Below are 21867 nucleotides of genomic sequence, written 5' to 3'. Positions count from 1 at the left end.
TAACAGGAGCAGATTTAACAGATGCAAATTTGACAGGAGCAGATTTGACAGGAGCAGATTTAAGAAGAGCAAAATTACAATGTGCAAATCTGAGAGGCGCAAACTTGAAAATGTCAAAAATTGCCAACGCTAATTTTGCAGAAGCAAATTTTTGCGATACTGATTTAAGTCAAACTCACAATAAACTTACTACTGTTAGCACTTTAAAAGATGCTTATTATAATGATGAAACTAAATTTCCTGAAAGACTTCATCCCACAACTGTACACAAAATTCCACAAAAAGCTGCACAAAAAATTTCACAAATGATTTGGTCAAATTATCAAGATCCTCAGTGGATAAAGGAGTTATTAAATAATAAAGGAGAATCACAGAAATATCTACCATCACGAGAAAGACAACAAGAATTTAAAGAAGAACTAACAAAAAAATATGGTTATAAATGTTTAATTAGTGGTTGTGAAATTAAAGAAATTATTGAAGCAGCACATATTATTCCTTATAGCAAGATTGAATCTCATGATGTAGCTAATGGATTACTTTTGAGAGTAGATTTGCATAGACTTTTTGATGCACACCTGATAGCGATTCACCCAACCACCAGAAAAGTATTAATATCTGAACAAATAGCAAAAGACTATCAAGATATTAGAGGAATAAAAATAGAAAGTCGTTTAACTGATGAAGATGCGAATAAACAACAGGACGCTCTAAGATATCATTGTGAACAATGTAATTGGATAGATAAGCGACTTCTTGAATAATTCAACTCATATTTTTATCAATTCAAACAAACTGCTAGACTATAATTAGAACTTAATTGAGAAATTTGTAGAAGCGACATCCAACCCATAAAACCTATAAATTAAAATTATGACCCTCGCACAAGAAACACGCTACTATTCACCCCAAGAATACTTAGAATTAGAGGTAAACTCAGAAATACGTCACGAATATATCAACGGATTAATTATACCCATGACAGGCGGAACACCCAATCACAACCAACTTGCAGGAAATTTTTACGCCATGTTAAATTTCGCGCTTAAACGTCAACCTTATCAAGTCTTTGTCACAGATCAACGTCTTTGGATTCCCAGCAGAAAAATTCATACCTATCCTGATATTATGGTCGTGAAAACTCCCTTAGAATATCAAGAAGGAAGAACCGACACTTTAGTAAATCCTGTAATGATTGCAGAAGTCTTATCAAAATCTACTAAAGGCTATGATAGAGATGAAAAATTTGCAGCTTATCGGACAATTCCCACCTTACAAGAATATATTTTAATTGATCAATACACAATCCACATTGAACAATATTTTAAAACCGATAATAATCAATGGATATTTTCCGAATTTACAGATGGAAATATCAACTTAAATCTAGCCTCTATTTCCTGTCAAATGACATTATCAGATATTTATGATAAAGTAGATTTCAACATACAAGAATAAACAACTCAATCTTTCTCTCTGCGCCTCTGCGTGAGATAATCATAATTCTAAATACCAAAGGAGTCAATAAAAATGAGTCGCATTAATCCCTATAGATTACAAATGCAAATTACCCAAATGTTCGCCCAAGGACAATCATTTTTTGCACTTACTAAAGTCCAAGATTGGTTAAAAGAACATAATCACAATCCTTTAGATTATGAGGTGATATTCCACAAAAAACCCGCACCTCCCGGTTCAAAAGAAGTCATGGTCATAGAAATAGAACTCAAACGTAAGGACGGACAACCTGTAGATTCTTGGTTACAACAACAAGCGAATTTACAAGCTTAATTCGTGAAAATCATCAATCTTCAATCCCTGCATTTTGATAAAATCAGGGATTAAACATTAATTTAAAATTAATTATTTTATTAATTTAGGACTTACGCACGAGTCACGGAATAACGAACCACTGAGGCACAGAGAACACAGAGAAATGAGGGTTTGAGGAATATTTTCCGTAAGTCCTGTAATTATCTAAATCCTCTATTACCTTGTAAACCTCCTGTATGTATTAATAGTAAAGATTCGGATTTGAAAAAACCTTGTTTGATTAAATCCATAACTCCATAAAACATTTTTCCGGTATATATATAGTCTAAAGGTATGTGATGTTGTTGTTGAAAATTATCACAAAATAGTTTTAATTCATCTTTTACTTGAGCGTAACCACCAAAATGATAATTACAAATTAGTTCCCAAGGTGCGGGAGAATTGACAGGTTTAGGTAAGTCAGAATTTAGATAATTTTTTAGTAAATTATTAATATCTTGATTGAGAAAATCACCACCTTTTAAAACAGGAAAACCAATCACTTTTTGTGGTTGATTTAATGATAGTGTGATCCCTGCTAATGTTGTTCCTGTACCACAAGCTAAACAAACAGTATCAAAGTCTTTAATTGTTTCTAATATCTCTATACAACCACGCATACCGTTTAAATTACAACCACCTTCAGGAATAATAAATACTTTCCCAAATCGCTGTTTTAATTGGTTTTGTAATTCCTCTGTATGGCTTTGTTTATATGTCTGACGATCAATATATACTAATTCCATACCTTGTGTAACTGCAAATTGTAAGGTAGGATTTAAAGGGATATTTTCTTCTCCACGAATTACTCCAATAGTGCGGAAACAAAATATATTTCCTGCGGCTGCGGTAGCATAAATATGATTAGAATAAGCACCACCAAAGGTCAGAATTGTGGATAAATTTCTCTGTTTAGCTTCGACAAGGTTATATTTTAGCTTAAACCATTTATTACCGTTAATTTGGGGGTGCATGAGATCAAGACGCAAGATGTATATTTTAACATCTGCTTGATCTACAATTTGACTATTAATTTTTTGAATGGGTGGTGGAAAAAAAATTGACGACATTTCCAAAAAAGGTTATTATTTACTATAATAGTACCAAATAGCAAGTTTATGGCTAAAGTTTTTGATTTTATCAACGAAGAATTACAAAAGTTTATTAGTACTCAAAAAATATTTTTTGTGGGAACTGCACCTCTGAGTTCTACAGGTCATGTTAACCTTTCTCCCAAGGGTTTAGACAGTTTTCGCATTCTTTCCCCCCACCGAGTTGGTTATTTAGATGTAACAGGTAGTGGTAACGAAACATCTGCTCATTTACAGGAAAATGGACGGATAACCTTGATGTTTTGCGCTTTTCAAGAGCCGGCTTGTATTCTCCGTCTTTATGGTCAGGGACAAACTATTTTACCAGATTCTCCTGACTGGAATTTTCTCTATCCTTTATTTCCTCCTCTTCCGGGAACTCGACAAATTATTATTGCAGATATTGAACGAGTACAAACTTCCTGTGGGTTTGGTGTTCCTCTGTATGAATATCTTGGACAAAGAGATACTTTAGTTAATTGGGCTAGTAAAAAAGGGGAAGAAGGAGTTAAGGAATATCAACAAAAGAAAAATCTTATGAGTATTGATGGCTTATCAACTCCTTTGAGTAAATCCCATAATTTAGGTGATTAATAAAATTAAAATTATGAATTATCAAGTAGTTAACCAATTGGATGAAACCCAAATTTACCAACTTGTAGAGTTATACAAAAATGAATTTTGGAGTAGAAACAGGACATATCAAGATGTGTTCAAAATGTTGGCTGCATCTGATATTATTATTGCTTTAGTAAATGAGGAAAAAGCACTAATTGGTTTTTGTCGGGTTCTGACTGATTTTGTTTATCGCGGAGTTCTTTATGATGTGATTGTTAAACCTAGTTATAGAAAAATGGGATTTGGTGCTAAGTTATTAAATGAAGTCATTAATCATCCCCAATTAAAAAAAGTTGAAAATATTGCTCTTTTCTGTTTACCAGAAATGATCCCATTTTATCAAACTTGGGGTTTCACTGATGTTGTCAAGTTAGAATTAATGTACCGTTATCAATAATATAGCAATTCTGGATCATGTCTAATCAACGGATAATTGAAAGTATATACACAGATGGGGCTTGTACAGGTAATCCTGGTCCTGGGGGTTGGGGTACAGTTATCTATTTCTGTGATGGTTCAGTTCACGAAATGGGTGATTCATCCCAACATACCACTAATAATAAAATGGAAATGCAAGCGGCGATCGCGGCCTTGGAATTTTTTCAATCATCTGGACAAACTCAACCTATTACCCTGTTCACTGATAGTGAATATCTGATTAATTCTATTACTAAATGGATGCCAGGTTGGAAAAGGAAAGGCTGGAAAAAATCAGATGGTAATCCTGTCCAAAATCAAGACCTTTTGCAAACCCTTGATCAACTTAATAGCCAATTGATAAAATGGCAGCACGTTCGCGGACATTCTGGTAATATTGGTAATGAACGCTGTGATGCGATCGCTCGCTGCTTCGCTAACGGTAAAACTCCTAACCTACAACAGTTATTCCTATTTCCCAACTCTGTTTACGAAACTTTACCTAAAATCAGTGAAATGAGTGAATCACTAGTATCTGATTATCCGATCAACTCTAGAATAATAATTAATAAAAATACACTGGAAAGCAGTTCATCTGTATCAGATATAACCATTATGGAACCTTCTACTGCCCCAACCGCGACTACAACCAACGAACAACCCATTGAAATGAGGGTTTCACAACTTCGTAACTTAGTGGAAACTTTGCGTATTGCGGACGAAATTGCCGAAAAAGGCTACCTAATCACCAGTTCAGAATTAGCAGACTTAATGAGTGTTCACTCTAGCGCCGTTACTAGCAGAGGTGATGAATGGCGCTGGCGAAATTGGATAGTTTCACGGGTAAGACGTGAAGGTAATCAAATTCTTTGGGAACTGGAACGTGGAGACAAAATAGAAATAGAAGTAGAATAAACAATGAAGAGGGAATAGAGTCGCCAGGTTTTCGGTGTATACTTTTTTAGGTAAATTTTGGTTCTCATTTAACAATACCTTGGACAAATTAAAAAAACCTTGATTCGTAGGTGGGGTTGAGGTTTGTTTAACCCCACCTCCAAAAAAATATTGATTCAGTTGTTGTTAAGTTCCTAACATTTGCAAATTGTGCAAAGTAGCATAAAATCCCTCTTGTTGCAACAATTCTTCATGACTACCCTGTTCAATCAATTCTCCCCGCTTCAACACAAAAATCCGGTCTACATTACGAATCGTAGACAAACGGTGAGCAATAATAATTGCTGTACGCCCTATCAGCAAGTCATTTAAAGCCTCTTGAACCAAAGCCTCAGTCCCCACGTCCAAACTAGCTGTAGCTTCGTCTAGCACCAAAATTTCCGGGTTACGAATAGCAGCCCGCGCAAAGGCTAAAAGTTGTTTTTGACCACTAGAAATATTTGTCGCCCGTTCTCGCAATTGAGTATCATAACCCTGGGGTAGTTGATTAATAAACGCTGCAACATTGGTTTTCACCGCTGCTTGTTCAATTTCTGCAAAACTGTAATCATCACCTAAAGTAATGTTACTTTTCACATCACCCGCAAACAAAAACGCCTCCTGCAAAATTACTGTCATATAACTTCGCAGTTCCCTTTGGGGAATTTCGCGGATATCCACACCGTCAATTAAAATACGTCCTTGAGTTGGTTCATAAAGACGACACAACAAGCGAATAATCGAACTTTTCCCCGCACCTGTCGGACCTACTAAAGCTACTTTTTCCCCTGGGTAAATAGTAAAGTCTAAATTTTTAATCACATAATCATCATCTTTATAAGCAAAGGAAACATTTTCAAACTTAATTTCCCCCAAGGCAGGAATAGGCGTAAAATCTTGAGTTTCTAACTTAGAGATGATCTGATCAATGTAACCAAATTCAAAATTTTTATTGAAACTTTCTGAACCTGGGTAATCTTTAATTTCGATAGGTTCATCTAAAATATCAATTACCCGTTCAATAGCCGTAAAACCAGATTGAATTACGGTAAATTTTTCGGCAAAATTCCGCAAAGGTTCAAAGAATTGTTGGGCATATAAAATAAATGCTGATAAAATCCCAAAGGTGATTTGTTGATTTAACAATAACCCCCCACCTAACCATAATACCCCAGCAATAGCAATTAAAGCAACCCATTCTAGGGTGGCAGAAACCGCTGAATCAAACCAAATACTAGTATCTACTTCCCTAACATAACGTTGATTAGCAGCCCGAAATAACTCCAAATTAACTTTTTCTCGGCGGAATAATTGGACTACATTAATACCAACAATATTTTCTTGGAGTTGAGAATTGAGTTGAGAAAGTTCTTCTCTACTTTTATAATTAGCCGCCCGATATTGCTGTTGAAAATAAATTATTAACCAAGTGACTGGGAAAAGAATAAATATCAACAAACAAGCAAGTTGCCATTGAATTGAAAACATCAATCCAATAATCACTACCATAGATAATAAATCAGAAATAACACCTATAGCCCCAGTGGAAAAAACATCTCCTAAACTTTCTACATCACTAGTAAGTCTAGTAATTAATTTACCTACGGGTGTACTATCAAAAAAACGTACAGCTAAAGATGTCACATGATCAAATAAATCCTCACGAATAGCCGCTGTGATTTTTTGTCCTAATTTCTGAACTAAATAACCTTGTACACCTATTAATACTAAGCGGATAGCCGTTGCTATCAGTAACATCCCAATGAGAATATTTAAACCCTGCCACAGGGGCATATTTTGCAAAAATTGATATGTACTCGGTTCTTTGCGAATTAAAGAAACCGCTTGTCCGACTAACATGGGTTTAATGGCACTAGCAACAGCAATAGGAATTAGCAGTAACATAGATACTGCCAATAATTTGCCATAACGACGACCATAGGGTACTAAGCGCAAAAATAACCGCCAGTCATTTTCTCGAGGGCGGTATACCGTATCCGATTTAACTTGAGATGGGTAGATGCTCATAAATAGGAAATAGGGAATTAAAAACCGTTAAAACTTGCAAAAGTGAATTTATAACTGAATGCTCACTAATTTTTTTCAAAAATTAAACCATTGATTTCTTGAGACTTTATCTCTGCGGCTTGATAGGCCAGCAAATATTCTTGGCCACCCAACATAACATCACCATAATAATCATAAGGCGCTTCACCATAAATAGGTAAAGGATCATCCTCTGGATAATCTTCCTGAGATTCTTCAATTACAGCTTTTAACTGCTTAACACTGAGACTTTGAGCCGGAAAATAATAAAGTTCTTGGGGCTTTTTTTGGAGAAAAGGAAGTGTAGGATCAATAATCACATCATTAACTTCAATCCAACCATGTTCAACGGGTTTATATGGCTTACCCGCAAATACTAAAAAGCCTTGTACATACTTTGCCCCCTCAGTCACCAAAACCGCTTTATAAGCATTATCAAAAGGTTTTTTGGCTTTACTTTTGATAGTGTTTGCAACTTGATGAGACAGAGTTTCATCTAATACTTTATTCATTGGATAAATCCTCCTTTAATTATGCCGACAATTATCTGTTAATTTTTGGTTTAGCATTAAGTAATTTTAGCAAATTTGGGATCATTTTTACTTTTTTTGGGTAAATTTAATATTTTATTTGTTCTTTCTGACCCAGTTATTTCATATTCAGGAAGCAAAACAGAAATTAAACAGAAATTAGGGGTAATTCCTGGATTACCCCTATAATCAGGTCATTAGCCATATCCTAATAATAAATTCCCTGACCTTCAACAGGATATTTTAAAAGTATCATCAGGAATAAATAAACCTAATTTGAATTATTTTTATTTGGGTTTTTATTTGGGTTTTTATTGGGGGTTTTTTGTGGTGCAGGAGTTACCGCTGCTGGTTTAGAAACTTCTTGCTTGTAAAAGCGAACCACCTGCTGCACATAACCAGCCGTAAAGCCCTTATCGCAGCCAGTATAGTTACCAGTCATCCACCAACAAGCAACACCACGTACAGCAGCATTCTCATCGTTTTTAGTGGCTGCAAATTGCTTATTTAACTCACGGGTGGTGATACAAGAAACAACTTGACGGGCTACCTTGGGATCATTTTCAAACTGAGTTGGTGTTAATTCTTTTTTCAGACAATTTCTCGTCCAACCTTTGAGAGTTTCCGGTTTAACTTGCCATTCACTATAATATCCATCATTGCGCTTTTTCGTTTTCGGTGCAGCTAGTCGCAAAGCTTCTACCATGGCTGCGACTTGGGTATCAGAAGCAGGAGGTTTCGCTTGCGCTAAAGACGGTAAAAATCCCAAACCAATAATCATAGTGCTAAACATCAATACTATCGGGTTTTTGTTCATAACTCAATTTCTGATTCAAAACATCAAAATATAGCATATAACAACAGTAGATAATTCAGTCAAGAATTTTCTTCACTCCCTGTCCTCTGTACCTAGAGTGGTTAGTTCAAAAAAGAGTTTTAGGGCTAAACCAGGGACAAAGAGAGAGTTTAAAAGTATCAATCATCTACAAATTTCTTTTCTGCTATTCTCAACTTAGCAGAACGAGAACGGGGGTTTTCTTTTATTTCCGCTTCCGTAGCCATAATTGGTTTTTTTGTTAAAATTCGCAAGAAAGGTAAGTTTCTTAAACCGTGTTTAACTATTCTATCTTCTAAGCTGTGAAAACTGATAATTGCTATTTTTCCACCGGAAATAAGGGCTGTTGGTGCTTTTTCTATTAAGGTTTCTAAGACATTTAATTCATCATTGACTGCTATTCGCAGGGCTTGGAAAACACGGGTGGCAGGGTGTATTCTTCCGTAGCGATATTTAGGAGGGACAGAGTAGGCGATCGCATTTGCTAATTCTGTAGTAGTATTAAATGGGCGATTTTCTACTATTCTTCTAGCTATTTTTCTGGAAAGTCTCTCTTCACCATATTTAAAGAAAATATCCGCCAATTCTTTCTCGTCCCATTCATTGATAATATCTCCAGCGGTGAGAGATTGTTGTTGGTTCATACGCATATCTAAATTAGCAGTATTTCTAAAACTAAAACCTCGTTCTGGATGATCTAAATGATAGGAACTTACTCCCAAATCTGCTAAAATTCCATGATAGGTACTTTCTAGAAATTGGTAATTTGCAAAATTGCTATGAATAAAATTCACTCTATTTCCAAATTCCGCTAAATTCTCTTTGGCTGCATTTAAAGCATCTAAATCTTGGTCAACGGCGGTAATTTTCACATCTTCAGCAGTTGCTAAGATTAAGCGACTGTGACCTCCACCACCAACGGTTAAATCTAAATAATGTCCACCAGGTTGGATATTTAAACCTGTGATTATTTCTTGACTGAGAACGGGAATATGGGAAAATGTAATTTCTTCTAAATCTAGTGAGTTTTGTAAATCTGATTTGCTCATTAATTTATTTTATTAATTTATGAAAATGTAACTACTTTTTGCTTTTTAATGACAGAATTAAAATCAATTCCTTTCCAATCTTTAAATAGTTCCGCAATTTGTTCTAATGTGGTAAAATTGTCTGTAAAATATTCAAATTGGCAAAGATCAAGATTGAGAAAAAAACTCAAAAAGCTACAATGATCTTTTACACCAAAACCAAGGGAACAATCAACACGCCAATTATCTATACTTGTGCCATATTCATGAATAAATTCGCATATTTTTTCAATGCTACCAGAATATTTTTGACATAATTCTAATAATTCAAGAGGATTTTTAGCGATATCACAAAATAACTCTATTGCTTGATAGGTTAAATTGGTAGGACGATATTTAAAATCAATTAATAATTGACAAATATCTAAGGCTTCTAAAAATTTTTGTTCAGATGTTTTGTTCATTATGAATATCAAGAATATTGACCATATTTTGACCAAGGGGCGGTTAGAAACCGCATCTCAACAGACAAAACCCACCTACGTGGGTTGTTAATTTAGTCCGCGCGGACTTTGTTTGTGTAGACGCGATAGCGCAGCGTAAGCCATATTATATTCGCCGGAGTTTTATTATATTCACTTATTGATAATCTCATTCTAACGGAAAACCGCCATATTTGTCAATGATTTGATCAATATTTTCCATAATGTTAATAGTCTCCGATATGATGGAAATAATATTTTGATAATGACTAATATCATCAAAATTTAATTGTCTTCCTTTTCTGTCTTTCAACCATTTTTGACAAACTTGATAACCACCAATATAAAAATTCCAGATTTGTTGCGGAACTTGATCAAAATACTGTTCAGCATTTATCCAGATTTGTTGATGATTTTCATGATATTTGACCTGTTCGACCAGATCAGAACCAGGAATAGGATAGGTAGAAATTTCTGTTCCGGTTTCCTTCATTAAATGGTATTTTACTAGTTTATCACCTTTGATTACTAATTCCCAAAAAAGTGCAGCATTGGCAGTTAAAGGAACACGAGGAAAATCAATCTTTAAAAATTCGGCGTAACGTTGACGGTAAATAGGAGCATGAAAGATAGCGTAAATGTAATTAAAAATATCCTCTGGTCCAAAGGTTTTAGTTTTATCTCCTTTTCCATCATAAATAAATTCTAAGTCTAGTTTTTGAGAGAATTGTGTAATAAATTCTGGGGATAAATTCGGTTTACGTTCATGAGAATGATTAATGACATTATTATCAAGAGTAGGCTTATTAGTTGGGTAAAGATAGAGAGGAAAAATATACGAACCATTTACATCCATAGAAATAGCAGTACAGGGAACATTAGATATTAGTGAATGTCTCCATTCCTGGAGTTTTACTATTCTTGGTAAATTGAAAACTAAATTATCTTTCCTAAAAACATGATTCAGTAACTCTTTTCTAGGTCTATCCATTACTACATCACTATAATAACAATAGCGTAAATCAAAAGGACGATATAAACAAGTAATTATTTTAGCTTTCCATTTATCATCTGAGAGAATTGCTTTTCTAACTTTATCTAATTCCCAATTTTGATTATTAGTAATGTTATATTTGTCAGCATATTCTTGATTAGATAAATTGTTCTCTCGCAATTCCTGAATTTTTTTAGTCATACTTTCTTCATCAAAATCAATAGCAAAATTGTCTCTATGAGTTTGAAAACCTAAAACATTAACACTCATTATTTCGTTAATTTTCCACATTTGCTCATGTTCGACTCTTAAATCAATATTTTGAGGCTTAAATAAATAAAATGGTGTATTTGGTGCTAATTGTTCCCAATTAGTAGAATTAATATCATTTTCCCCTAACCAATGATACTTACCACCAACTAACTCTTTATTTTCATAAACTTCTCTAGAACCCCATAAATCAGCATGATAAACTGTTGCTAATTGTTTCTGACTATTTTGTTCTTTATTTTGATATTTAATAAAAAATCCAATTGCTACCCCTTGCTGAATATCAAAAACATTTTGATCTGCTGAACCGTCAGGACAAACTTCTTTCTTCTTGCTATTACCATGTAGATCTAAAACATAAATCTCATCAAAAGTTTCCATCAAATTTTGACGCATACCCCGAAAGGTGGGGTTATCTAAATAACCATGATTGGTAATAAAAGCTAAAATTCCGTAACCTGTTTTTTCAATTCTCCATTGACTAAACCGGATAAATTTTACATAATCATCATTTAACCATTTAGGATTTTTTTCACCTAAAGGTTTTCCGTCAACTTCAAAATAATTTCCTGTTTCACAATTATAAATACTATCTTCACCTTTCAAAAGATTTTTGATCCAATCACCTGTGTTTACAGAGTGTCCAGAATAAGGAGGATTTCCCAAAATTACCATAACTGGATTTTCTTGTTTAATAAGCTTTGCTGCTTCTGCTTCTTGTTTAATTCGATAACCAAAACTAACCATTTGATCTTCTAACTGAAAAGCCTCTTGTAAGGTATTAGTTAAATAAATCCTTAACCGTTCCTCAGAACTAAAATCATAACCCAATTCTTGCAACTGTAAAACTAATTTTATATGTGCTACAGTATAGGGAGCCATTAATAACTCAAAACCAAATAATCGCGGTAATAAATGTTGACTAACATAACTTGACCACATTCCCCTTTGATTTTTAAACTTATCATAAATAAAATCAATGACATTGTGAATAAAAGTTCCCGTTCCCACCGCAGGATCTAAAATCAAAACTTGATGGGTTTCGATAGTTCCCTCACCCTTGGGATTAGGAACTTTAATCTTTTTAGAATCTGCTAAACCTTTACTAATATTAAACTTATGTTTGAGAATATAATCTACACTTTTGACAATATAATTAACCACTGGTTCAGGAGTATAATAAACCCCTCTTGATTCTCGCATTTTCGGGTCATATTCCGCCAAAAACGTTTCATAAAAATGGACAACAGGGTCTTCTGTGCGAGTCCGTTTACCAAAATTTTTGAGAATTTCCGCCATTTCCGTTTGTTGGAGAATACGCGCTAAATTATCTACAGCCCAACTAATTCTATCATCTAAATCAGGTCCGGCTATTTGTCCAAAAATACTTCTTAAAAAAGGGTTAGTTTTCGGTAATTTAAACGCTGCTGTTTCCCGTGAAAAAGTCTGAACATTATCAGTATTACACCGCGCTGCAAATAAACCATAACAAATAGTTTGGGCGTACATATCCGCAAATTGTTCAACGGTTAAATCCTTAATTAATACTCGTTGAAATGATTCCAACTGTTCCCGTAAAGTTCCCCCTTTATCCACATCATGCAACGCAGTTTTAATTGCATCTCTCATCAATTGAGCTAAACTAGCCATACGTTTAGCTAAATCCTTGGGTGTCGTGATTTGGGGAACTTTAGCTAATAAAAATTGCTGCAAAAGTTGGTCAACTTCCTGCATTCCTTCCTGATCAACTTTGATTTTTTTGTTTTTATCAATAGTTCCCAAAGCAGCAGATAGTTTTAACTCTCCTTGGACATACCAACGAAACTCTAAATAATCAGTTAAAATCAAATTACCCAAAGCCTGAAAATAACGCCCCATTTGAGCAGTTTTTTCCGCTTTTTTGAGAGAAAAACCAATATCTTTAGCCTCAATATGACCAACATCTAAAACACCATTTTTGACCACAAAATCCGGCGCACCACAAGCGATTCTTTTCGGTTCATTAATAGCTTGAATACCAGAATCTAAAGACTCCATTAACTTCTTCAAAGCTGGACGATAACTATGCTCAGTAGCATTTTGTCCTTGATAAACTTGAGTAACTTCCTGAAAATAAACTTGCAAATACTTCATAATTGAATCATACCCCTTAAAAAACTCTGCTTCTCCAACTTTGCACATCTGGGTGAGCTAAAAAAAATTAGCCATAGATAGCCATAGATACTAATTAGGGTAATTATAAATTAAATTTATCTTGCTACGAGTCAAAAACCATCAAAACTACCCAAAGATTGATATAATTGTCAAGAACTCAATACCAATCATCCTCTGATACATGAAAAAAGTCAAAACTCTTAATCCCCTATATATCAAGCTTCCCTATAATAATTGAAGTACAAGTTAATCTTAGCGGGTCAATTGACAACATCCACAACGGGAGAACAGCAAAATCTATGAGTAGAATAGAAACCCGCACCGAACCGATGGTGCTAAATATGGGTCCTCATCACCCATCAATGCACGGAGTTTTGCGCTTAATCATGACCTTAGATGGTGAAGATGTCGTTGACTGTGAACCAGTTATAGGCTATTTACACCGGGGGATGGAGAAAATTGCCGAAAACCGTTCTACAATCATGTATGTCCCCTACGTTAGCCGTTGGGACTACGCTGCGGGGATGTTTAATGAAGCGGTGACAGTCAACGCACCGGAAAAATTAGCGGGTATTACCGTACCCAAACGCGCCAGCTATATCCGTGTGATCATGCTGGAACTCAACCGCATTGCTAACCACCTCCTATGGTTTGGTCCATTCTTAGCTGACGTTGGCGCCCAAACACCCTTTTTCTACCAATTCCGGGAACGGGAAATGATTTATGATCTGTGGGAAGCCGCCACAGGCTACCGCATGGTTAATCATAACTATTTCCGTGTTGGTGGTGTGGCTGTTGACTTACCCTATGGTTGGGTAGATAAGTGTTTAGATTTTTGTGATTACTTTATCCCCAAAGTTGATGAGTATGAACGCTTAGTTACCAATAACCCCATTTTCCGCCGCCGTATTGAAGGCCTGGGAACTATTACCCGTGAAGAAGCTATTAATTGGGGGCTTTCTGGTCCGATGTTACGCGCTTCTGGGGTAAAATGGGATTTACGGAAGGTTGACCACTATGAATGTTACGATGATTTTGATTGGGATGTTCAGTGGGAGACTGTGGGCGATTGTCTTGCTCGTTACATGGTACGGATGCGAGAAATGCGCGAATCTGTAAAAATCATTCGCCAAGCTATTGCAGGATTACCCGGAGGACCCTACGAAAACCTGGAAGCGAAACGGATAATGGCTGGAAAAAAATCTGAATGGGATGGTTTTGATTACCAGTTCGTGGCTAAAAAAGTTGCTCCTACTTTTAAAGTTCCTAAAGGTGAAATTTACTCCCGTGTCGAAAGTGGTAAGGGAGAATTGGGAATTTACCTAGTTGGTGATAATAATGTTTTCCCCTGGCGCTGGAAAATTCGCGCCGCAGATTTCAACAACCTACAAATTCTTCCCCATTTACTCCGAGGAATGAAGGTAGCAGATATTGTTGTTATTCTCGGTAGTATTGACGTAATTATGGGTTCTGTTGATAGATAATCAATAGGAAACAACCAAATTTAGTAGAGACGTTTCCTGGAACGTCTCTACATTTCTAATGTTTAAGTTGAAATTGTTGACTATGATTTTGGAATAAAGGACGAACAATTATATACCCAGCCGCAAAACCAGTAATCATAATTAATACAATGGTTATTAATAAATTCCAGCCGCTTAACTCCTTTGTATTAGACATGGTAGGACGAGAAAAGCGTACCTTTTTCTCTTCTATAAATACCTTTTGTGATCCCGTAGCGTTAATATTCGTACCAGATACGGTTGCCCCCTGGTGATGGTTTTGAGAATGTGTATTTTTTATGACTGCTTTTTTTTGGGGTTTAGGCTCTTGACGTGGAGGTGCTGCGGTGAACTTCGGCTTATTTGTAGGTTTATTTGTATATGTTACCTCATCGTTATTACTGATTTGAGGTTGAATTTGAGTTAAAGATTTGACTCGTTTATTAGGCTGAAGTGCTACGGGAGAACTAGGCGCTGAAGCATCAACTAACCTTTGTAGTTCTAAGCAAGACTCAATGACTTTGGTAATTTCTTGACGCAGTTGTTGATTTTCTTGGGCTAGTTTTTGATTGTGATTTGTGACTACATCCAATTTGGATTGTATTGCTTGTAACTCTGCTGTCAACTCCCGATAAACATACAGAGGGACAGAGGGGGGGTAGTTGGTAGGTGGTTGACTATAGTTGTTAGAGGCTGTAGATGTTTTCATGGATATTTTAGTATCAAAATTTGCTAATTAGACTCAAGACAACAAGGAGGAGAATATAGTTATTTGCGAGATTATGCCTAAGAATAATGTAAAATTGCACAGAAGGCAAAGTTTTGCAATTAAATTAATTGAAATTAATGAAAAAAATATTTCTCAAATGGCAAAGTCAAACTAGAAAACTGGGATTTTTAGCGATTATCATGGCCATGAGTATGATAGCTATCATTATGCTATCATACCCTTTAAATGCCCAAATTCCTAATTCCACAGAATTACGGGGGGTATGGTTGACAAATATTGATAGTGATGTTTTATTTGAGAGAGAACGATTAAAACAGAGCTTACGAACATTACAGCAATTCAACTTTAACACCGTTTATCCCGCCGTCTGGAATTGGGGATATACATTGTATCCTAGCAAAGTAGCAGCCAAAGTAATTGGTAAAGCAGTTGACCCCACCCCCGGACTGCAAAAGCGAGATATGCTTAAAGAAATCATCACCCAGGGACATAAGCAAAATTTAACAGTCATTCCCTGGTTTGAATTTGGCTTTATGGCACCTGCTGATTCACTTTTAGCTAAAAATCGTCCTGGTTGGTTGACAAATCGCCAAGATGGCACAAGAATAGTCAAAGAAGGAATACATAACCGAGTTTGGTTAAATCCCTTTCGTCCCGAAGTGCAAAAATTTATTCAAGATTTGATAGTAGAAATAGTTAAAAATTATGATCTTGATGGAATTCAATTTGATGATCATTTCGGTTTACCATCAGAACTAGGATATGATAGCTACACTACAGCATTATACCAGCAAGAACATCAAGGTAAACTTCCCCCCACAGACTTCAAAAATCCAGAATGGGTAAGTTGGAGAGCGAACAAAATTACCGCATTTATGCAGCAGGTATTTACAGCAATTAAAGCCAATAAAAAAGATTGTATCGTTTCCGTTGCACCAAATCCCCAGCGTTTTTCCTATGAATATTTCCTAGCAGATTGGCAAAAATGGGAAAGAATGGGAATAATTGAAGACCTAGTTTTACAGATTTATCGTGATGATTTAAACATCTTTATCAGCGAATTAGAATATCCAGAAGTAAAACTAGCCCAAAGTCATATTCCCGTGAGTATTGGAATTTTAAGCGGGTTAAAAAATCGTTCAGTTTCCATAGAACAAATAAAAACCCAAGTCGAGAAAGTACGCGAGAGGAAATTTGCTGGTGTTTCCTTTTTCTTCTATGAAACCCTCTGGAATATTAGCCAAGAAAAACCCCAACAACGTCAACAAACATGGCGAAAAATATTCCCCACACCTGCAAATTATCCCAACTTATTAGCAAATTGGAAACCGTAGGAAATTACAGCAGTTATCGGTATTCACAAAGTACAGATATGAATGATAAGATAAAACTCTTGTGGTGCGGGCATCTTGCCCGCATAAGCTGTATTTCACTCAATCTGAACTTGCTGTATCTCATTACCCGACGACAAAGCCGTCCTAGAAGGACGGGGCTTGTATCCAATTTTTTTCGGTCATTATCAATGGGATAGCCGCTGATTGTAATGGCTAATAATTTGTGCAGCCACTTCAGAAGCAGTTAAACCATCGGTTTGGACTTCAATAGCATCAGGTGCTTTTTGTAAGGGGGAAACCTTACGAGTGCTGTCTTTTAAGTCCCTTTCCGCAATGTCCCGTTCTAGCTGTTCTAAACTAACTTGGGGTTGATTTTGTTTTTCAAAGTCTTGATAACGACGACGGGCCCGTTCACCCACGGAAGCAGTTAAAAAGATTTTAACTTCTGCATCTGGAAACACATGAGTACCAATGTCTCTACCTTCCGCTACTAAACCTCCCCGTTGTCCCCAAATCTGTTGTTGTTGGACTAATGCTTGTCTAACAGCGCTTTGGGCAGCGATCGCCGATACTTTTGATGTCACCTCAGTTGTGCGAATTTTTTCAGTTACATCTATATCGTTAATCTGGACCTTTACGGGAGATTGCAGACTTTGACCAGGAGTAAGTTCAATTTTACACCGCATCGCCAATTCAGCCACAGCACAATCATCATCAATATCAATAGCTTGTTCCAGCACCAGCCAAGTGATTGATCGGTACATAGCACCCGTATCTAAATAAACCAAACCTAATTCCTGTGCCACCTGACGAGCGACTGTAGATTTACCAGCGCCCGCAGGACCATCAATAGCGATAATCGGTTGGCGGATTTGGTCCTTGACATCCCGTAGAATCGTGTTGTCAATTAACCTGGTAGAACCAAGACGAGCCGCGATCGCCAACATTCCTTCATTCTCAACTTTTTCTAAAAACATCAACGTATTTGGTTCAACTAATTCAATATATTCCAAGCTGATAGTCCTCACCTTGGCGATTTCTTGCCTGGCCAATGCTATTAACTCACTACTGTGACGAACGCCAGCTTGAAACGCCGCTTTAGCCTGTTCTAAAGCTTTAAATAACACTGTTGCTTGCTCTTTTTCCGTGGTAGTCAAATATTGATTCCGAGAACTTAAAGCCAAGCCGGACAATTCCCGCACCGTGGGACAAGAAACAATCTCAACGGGCAAATTCAAATCAGTTACTAACCGCTTAATAATTGCCAGTTGTTGACCATCCTTTTGTCCAAAGTAAGCTCGGTCAGGTTGTACCAAGTTGAAGAGTTTAGTCACAATTGTGGCTACACCCGCAAAATGACCCGGCCGAAAATTACCACACAAACTAGACATCATAGCAGATGGGGGGATAACTTGTGTCACCTGAGTTGCTGTGATATTTTCAGCAGAGACACCAATTTCTTCAGGATTTGGGGCAAAAATCGCATCTACACCAGCTTGTTCACAAAATTCTCTGTCCCGTGCTAAAGTCCGGGGATAGCGTTGATAGTCCTCATTTGGTCCAAATTGCAGCGGATTAACAAAAATACTGACAATTACCGTCAAATTTTCCCTCCTAGCTCGATGAATCAAGCTCAGATGCCCTTGATGTAAATTACCCATAGTTGGCACTAAACCCACCGCAGTCGGATACCAAACAGCTTGATCATCAACTTCCTTATCCTGGGTCGTCCCGAAATGGTAACACCTCCGGCGGCCATTCAAATAACACCGTAAAGCTGTAACTGTTGTCAGCAACCGCACAAAAAACCCCCAGTTCCTTTCAATCCTTTCCCCCGTTAGTGTATATCTGATAGCGCCGCGTGGCACAATTGATAATTGGGGGATAAATAAGATAGATGAACCAGGGGAATTTAATAGTGAAGAGCGAAAAAAGATAAGGAACGAGAAAGGGGATTATCTTCCCAAAATTTCCAGACTGACTGGAGCAAGACCACTGCCGATCATACCTAATACACGGGCAGCACCGGCAGAAAGATCGATAATTCGACCACGGATGTAAGGACCTCTGTCATTGATGCGGACGACGACAGAACGCCCATTTCTGGTATTAGTAACACGGATTTTTGTCCCCATAGGTAAACTGCGATGAGCAGCAGTTAAACCTTCGGGATTATATCTTTCCCCACTGGCTGTTTTATTGCCAGAGCCGTCATAACCATACCAAGAAGCTATGCCGCGAAAATTAATATTTACCCCGCCAAAAGCAATTTTTTGTGGTAACTTTAGTGTAGAAACTGATTTACCAGCGGGTAGATTAGCGATTTCCTTGATGGGATCTGCATTGCCAATCAGTCTCCGCAGTCTATTAGTTGCCTCTAAAGCATCTTGAGCCAGATTAGTGGCTGGGGTTTTCCTGTCCCCATTAGTATTGGCTGATAGTCGCGTGGTTTTATTGACTTCTACCAGTTCTTGACCGTCAATTGTGATGGTGTAGCGATCACGGAGCGATCCATAGGAATCCCCAGACGGTCTACGAACAGAGCGGCCATTCTTGTAAGCTTTGTTATTACTTGCGGGATTATCCGCTATTTTCCAACTGACGGTAATCTTGCTTGCGTCTACATTGTTTTCAACTAGTTCATTAATTCTAGCTGCTATGACACTAGCTTTCTCAACCGGGTCATTGTCAATGGCACTGAATTGTTTGTTGATATTGATTGTATTGCCAGTATTGCTAAAATTGGCAAATTTACCTGAGTCAGCAGCAACTTCAGAATCAGAATTTAAACTCTGATTATTGCCAATGACTCCAATTTTGATTTTCTTGTTAGAAACTCGGGCAGAACCGAGAAAGGTGAGAACGGGAGTATCCCGAACATAAAGAGTTGCTGCTTGTAAACCCTGAATACTGTGAGGCTTAATTCTGGCAATCACAGGCTCAACCAGGGGTTGTTCTGTCGGTAATTGGTATTCTCCAACTTTAACCGCATCATTGGCAGATGATTTGGCCAGAGTTGGAGAACTTCCCTCGCTGGCTTGAGTTCTAGCTGCTAAGGGTAGACCCAAAACGGTTAGGGTCAATATTGTTTGGGCTACGACAGTATTCCACAAATGTCTTTGATTCATGCGTCCGATTTTTAAAGCGACTTGAGAACTTAAGTTGTTTTTAGTTGGGTTTTTCACTTGTGATGGTGACAGTACCTGCAAACTCGAACCTGTTCCGCTTCCACTTTGGATTTTGTAACTGCAATAGACTAGCATGAATGTTTAAGGTTGGGGATCAGGGTTTTAGCGTAAATTTCAACAGACTGGCAAAATTTCAACTCAGACTTGGGCTGTCAAACTGTTTTCAATTCAGGATTTTAGCTATGTAACGTTTTTTGAAGATATCTATATTTTCTCAGACCAAATTATTATTGACCAATAACTTGATCCCAGAGTTACTACTTAATATTTATCCTCAGTATTTATCAAATATTATGTATTTAAAATAAACTTAGCATCATTTAGGTTTAGATGCAATTTTACTGGCAAATAGTTTTATTCACAGAAGCTCAAATCTCGGAAAATATAGTCTACATAAGGACTAAATTTGAAAACCTATTTGGGATATTTCACTAAATACTTAATTTGTTACCTACATAATTAATGGATAAATACTGATAATAACTTACTTATCTAGTATACATAATTACACGAAGTATTGAGTAATAAAAGTGTTTTTTCTCCAGTAAGTATTTATTCCTGTGATCAGGTCAATAATTAATGAGACAATGAAAAAAGGGTAATAAGCGCGTATATATTAATACTCAAGGTCTAAAATCATACATATTTGCTTTTTATTCAGTGATAACCTCAGTAATCAATTTTGTATCAAGCTATCAACCCTATATTTAGTCCAGAAATTTCAGAAATATTACCACCAGCACTTTTAAACATGATTAAGGAATTGTATTTCCAGTATAAATCCCTCAAAGATGGGTAGCAACTAACTATAACTATATTCCCGAAATTGCAAAAATAAATCCCAAATTCCTAAAACCCTAAATCCTTGTAGAAACCTACTTACAACTTCTGCAATAATTCCTGAGTTAATTGCATAAATGCTTTAGAACCGGCTGTATTAGGACTTAGTAAAGAAACTGGCATGAAACTATCAACAGCTTTGGCAACATTCACATCAACTGGTATTTGCGCTTTACAGATTTTATCTATTCCAAAATCTTCAATGACTCGGTGCATTACCTGTTTATAATATTTACTATTCAGGATATTTGCACTGGACATACTAAAGACTATTCCCAAGATTTTAATATCCATTTTTGCTTCTTGTTTGTGACTATCTTTTAATTGGGAAATCCGTCTTTCTAAAAGTTGGATTCCTACTACAGATAAGGGTTCTGGCCTAGCTGGGAGAATATAGAAATCACTACTGGCTAAAGCACTACGAGTCATGAGATTATAACCGGGAGCGCAATCTAAAAGAATAAAATCATATTCATCGCGCACAGGTTTTAAGATATCTCTAATTAAGACTCTTTCAAAGCGATTCCAGATAGTTTCAAAGTCCTGTTCACCCAATGCTACAGATTGATTATGCAGCATTTCTGAAACCACAAATTCATCATATAAATCTATATCTCCCGGTAATAAATTTAATCCAGGAAGATTACAAACTTGCGGTTGAATAATGTCATGAATGGTAAATTTTGCCTCTGGTTCGGGGTTGATAATTTGATCTAGCAAATATCTCAATGTCTTTCTTTGTTTACGACGTTTGGCAAATTCTACTGGTGACATTAAACTCAGTGTGGCACTAATTTGACTATCTAAATCTAAAACCAGGACTTTTTTTCCGTAATTTTTCGCTAAACAAGTAGCTATATTGACTGTAATAGTGGTTTTACCAACTCCACCTTTCATGTTTGCTGTTGCGATTATATGTCCCATTTTACTTCCTCTACTGACGCTTTCCCATTTAGATAGCGTTCATATTATCTAATAGATTTTAACTTTGGTGATGTTACTCTTTTAGAGGGATGTGGAAAAGTATCAAATGATTTCTAATAGACATCTCCGACAAAAATAG

19 protein-coding genes are annotated in these 21867 nt (G+C 36.4%); 8 read left to right on the top strand and 11 right to left on the bottom strand.

Translation table 11 applies throughout. The annotated features are described in order from the left end of the window. From ACIR131C_RS24025 to ACIR131C_RS0118645, 3 genes are all read left to right on the top strand, one after another. A partial coding sequence (locus ACIR131C_RS24025) for a pentapeptide repeat-containing protein (RefSeq protein ID WP_196811808.1) occupies positions 1–764 on the top strand: 764 nt, incomplete at its 5' end. 109 nt (positions 765–873) lie between these two features. Beyond that, a complete protein-coding gene (locus ACIR131C_RS0118650) occupies positions 874–1458 on the top strand; it encodes a Uma2 family endonuclease (RefSeq protein WP_028091413.1) in 585 nt (194 codons plus the stop codon). A gap of 72 nt (positions 1459–1530) precedes the next feature. After that, a complete protein-coding gene (locus ACIR131C_RS0118645; protein ID WP_028091412.1) occupies positions 1531–1791 on the top strand; it encodes a hypothetical protein in 261 nt (86 codons plus the stop codon). A 182-nt stretch (positions 1792–1973) separates the two neighbouring features. On the opposite strand, the gene ACIR131C_RS0118640 is transcribed toward ACIR131C_RS0118645, so the two are convergent. Further along, a complete protein-coding gene (locus tag ACIR131C_RS0118640; protein WP_028091411.1) occupies positions 1974–2882 on the bottom strand; it encodes a 1-aminocyclopropane-1-carboxylate deaminase/D-cysteine desulfhydrase in 909 nt (302 codons plus the stop codon). Between the two features lie 48 nt (positions 2883–2930). On the opposite strand from ACIR131C_RS0118640, the gene ACIR131C_RS0118635 reads away from it, so the two are divergent. From ACIR131C_RS0118635 to rnhA, 3 genes are read left to right on the top strand one after another with little or no spacing between them, the layout of a single operon-like run. Beyond that, the gene (locus ACIR131C_RS0118635; protein ID WP_028091410.1) at positions 2931–3497 is read left to right on the top strand and encodes a pyridoxamine 5'-phosphate oxidase family protein; all 567 of its coding nucleotides are present in this window, start codon (positions 2931–2933) and stop codon (positions 3495–3497) included. 13 nt (positions 3498–3510) lie between these two features. After that, positions 3511–3918: a GNAT family N-acetyltransferase gene (locus ACIR131C_RS0118630; RefSeq protein WP_028091409.1), complete on the top strand. Its 408-nt coding sequence runs from the start codon at positions 3511–3513 to the stop codon at positions 3916–3918. A gap of 17 nt (positions 3919–3935) precedes the next feature. After that, positions 3936–4853: a ribonuclease HI gene (rnhA, locus tag ACIR131C_RS0118625; RefSeq protein ID WP_028091408.1), complete on the top strand. Its 918-nt coding sequence runs from the start codon at positions 3936–3938 to the stop codon at positions 4851–4853. Between the two features lie 165 nt (positions 4854–5018). Here rnhA and ACIR131C_RS0118620 read toward each other — a convergent pair whose 3' ends face one another. The 6 genes from ACIR131C_RS0118620 to ACIR131C_RS0118595 all read right to left on the bottom strand — a co-directional run bounded on the left by ACIR131C_RS0118620 (position 5019) and on the right by ACIR131C_RS0118595 (position 13189). Then, positions 5019–6899 (bottom strand): ABC transporter ATP-binding protein, encoded by a 1881-nt coding sequence (locus ACIR131C_RS0118620; RefSeq protein WP_028091407.1) that lies wholly within the window; start codon positions 6897–6899, stop codon positions 5019–5021. 65 nt (positions 6900–6964) lie between these two features. Beyond that, positions 6965–7429, bottom strand: a complete 465-nt coding sequence (locus ACIR131C_RS0118615) for a hypothetical protein (RefSeq protein ID WP_028083476.1) — start codon at positions 7427–7429, stop codon at positions 6965–6967. 289 nt (positions 7430–7718) lie between these two features. Beyond that, positions 7719–8264, bottom strand: a complete 546-nt coding sequence (locus tag ACIR131C_RS23330; RefSeq protein ID WP_051347625.1) for a hypothetical protein — start codon at positions 8262–8264, stop codon at positions 7719–7721. Positions 8265–8422: 158 nt separating this feature from the next. After that, entirely contained in the window at positions 8423–9331 is a 909-nt protein-coding gene (gene rsmH / locus ACIR131C_RS0118605; protein WP_028091406.1) for a 16S rRNA (cytosine(1402)-N(4))-methyltransferase RsmH, read from the bottom strand. 17 nt (positions 9332–9348) lie between these two features. Then, positions 9349–9774, bottom strand: coding sequence for a hypothetical protein (locus ACIR131C_RS23325; RefSeq protein WP_051347624.1), 426 nt, complete (start codon positions 9772–9774; stop codon positions 9349–9351). A 187-nt stretch (positions 9775–9961) separates the two neighbouring features. Further along, complete coding sequence (locus ACIR131C_RS0118595) at positions 9962–13189, bottom strand: type ISP restriction/modification enzyme (protein WP_028091405.1); 3228 nt, start codon at positions 13187–13189, stop codon at positions 9962–9964. Between the two features lie 320 nt (positions 13190–13509). On the opposite strand from ACIR131C_RS0118595, the gene ACIR131C_RS0118590 reads away from it, so the two are divergent. Next, entirely contained in the window at positions 13510–14694 is a 1185-nt protein-coding gene (locus tag ACIR131C_RS0118590; RefSeq protein ID WP_028091404.1) for an NAD(P)H-quinone oxidoreductase subunit H, read from the top strand. 55 nt (positions 14695–14749) lie between these two features. Here the strand turns inward: ACIR131C_RS0118590 and ACIR131C_RS0118585 are convergent, their stop codons facing one another. Further along, the gene (locus ACIR131C_RS0118585; protein ID WP_028091403.1) at positions 14750–15421 is read right to left on the bottom strand and encodes a hypothetical protein; all 672 of its coding nucleotides are present in this window, start codon (positions 15419–15421) and stop codon (positions 14750–14752) included. A 137-nt stretch (positions 15422–15558) separates the two neighbouring features. On the opposite strand from ACIR131C_RS0118585, the gene ACIR131C_RS0118580 reads away from it, so the two are divergent. Beyond that, positions 15559–16776 (top strand): glycoside hydrolase family 10-like protein, encoded by a 1218-nt coding sequence (locus tag ACIR131C_RS0118580; RefSeq protein WP_028091402.1) that lies wholly within the window; start codon positions 15559–15561, stop codon positions 16774–16776. 185 nt (positions 16777–16961) lie between these two features. Here the strand turns inward: ACIR131C_RS0118580 and ACIR131C_RS0118575 are convergent, their stop codons facing one another. The 3 genes from ACIR131C_RS0118575 to ACIR131C_RS0118565 all read right to left on the bottom strand — a co-directional run bounded on the left by ACIR131C_RS0118575 (position 16962) and on the right by ACIR131C_RS0118565 (position 21728). Further along, on the bottom strand, positions 16962–18578 hold the full coding sequence (locus ACIR131C_RS0118575; protein WP_028091401.1) for a bifunctional pantoate--beta-alanine ligase/(d)CMP kinase: 1617 nt from the start codon (positions 18576–18578) through the stop codon (positions 16962–16964). A gap of 153 nt (positions 18579–18731) precedes the next feature. Beyond that, positions 18732–19904 carry a septal ring lytic transglycosylase RlpA family protein gene (locus tag ACIR131C_RS0118570; RefSeq protein ID WP_028091400.1) on the bottom strand — a complete coding sequence of 391 codons (1173 nt, stop codon included), beginning with the start codon at positions 19902–19904 and terminating at the stop codon, positions 18732–18734. Between the two features lie 939 nt (positions 19905–20843). Beyond that, complete coding sequence (locus ACIR131C_RS0118565) at positions 20844–21728, bottom strand: ParA family protein (protein ID WP_028091399.1); 885 nt, start codon at positions 21726–21728, stop codon at positions 20844–20846. Positions 21729–21867: the final 139 nt, after the last annotated feature.

The sequence above is a fragment of the Dolichospermum circinale AWQC131C genome (genome assembly GCF_000426905.1).
In the GTDB taxonomy this organism is placed as follows: domain Bacteria; phylum Cyanobacteriota; class Cyanobacteriia; order Cyanobacteriales; family Nostocaceae; genus Dolichospermum; species Dolichospermum circinale.
This window is presented reverse-complemented; position numbering and strand designations above follow the sequence as displayed.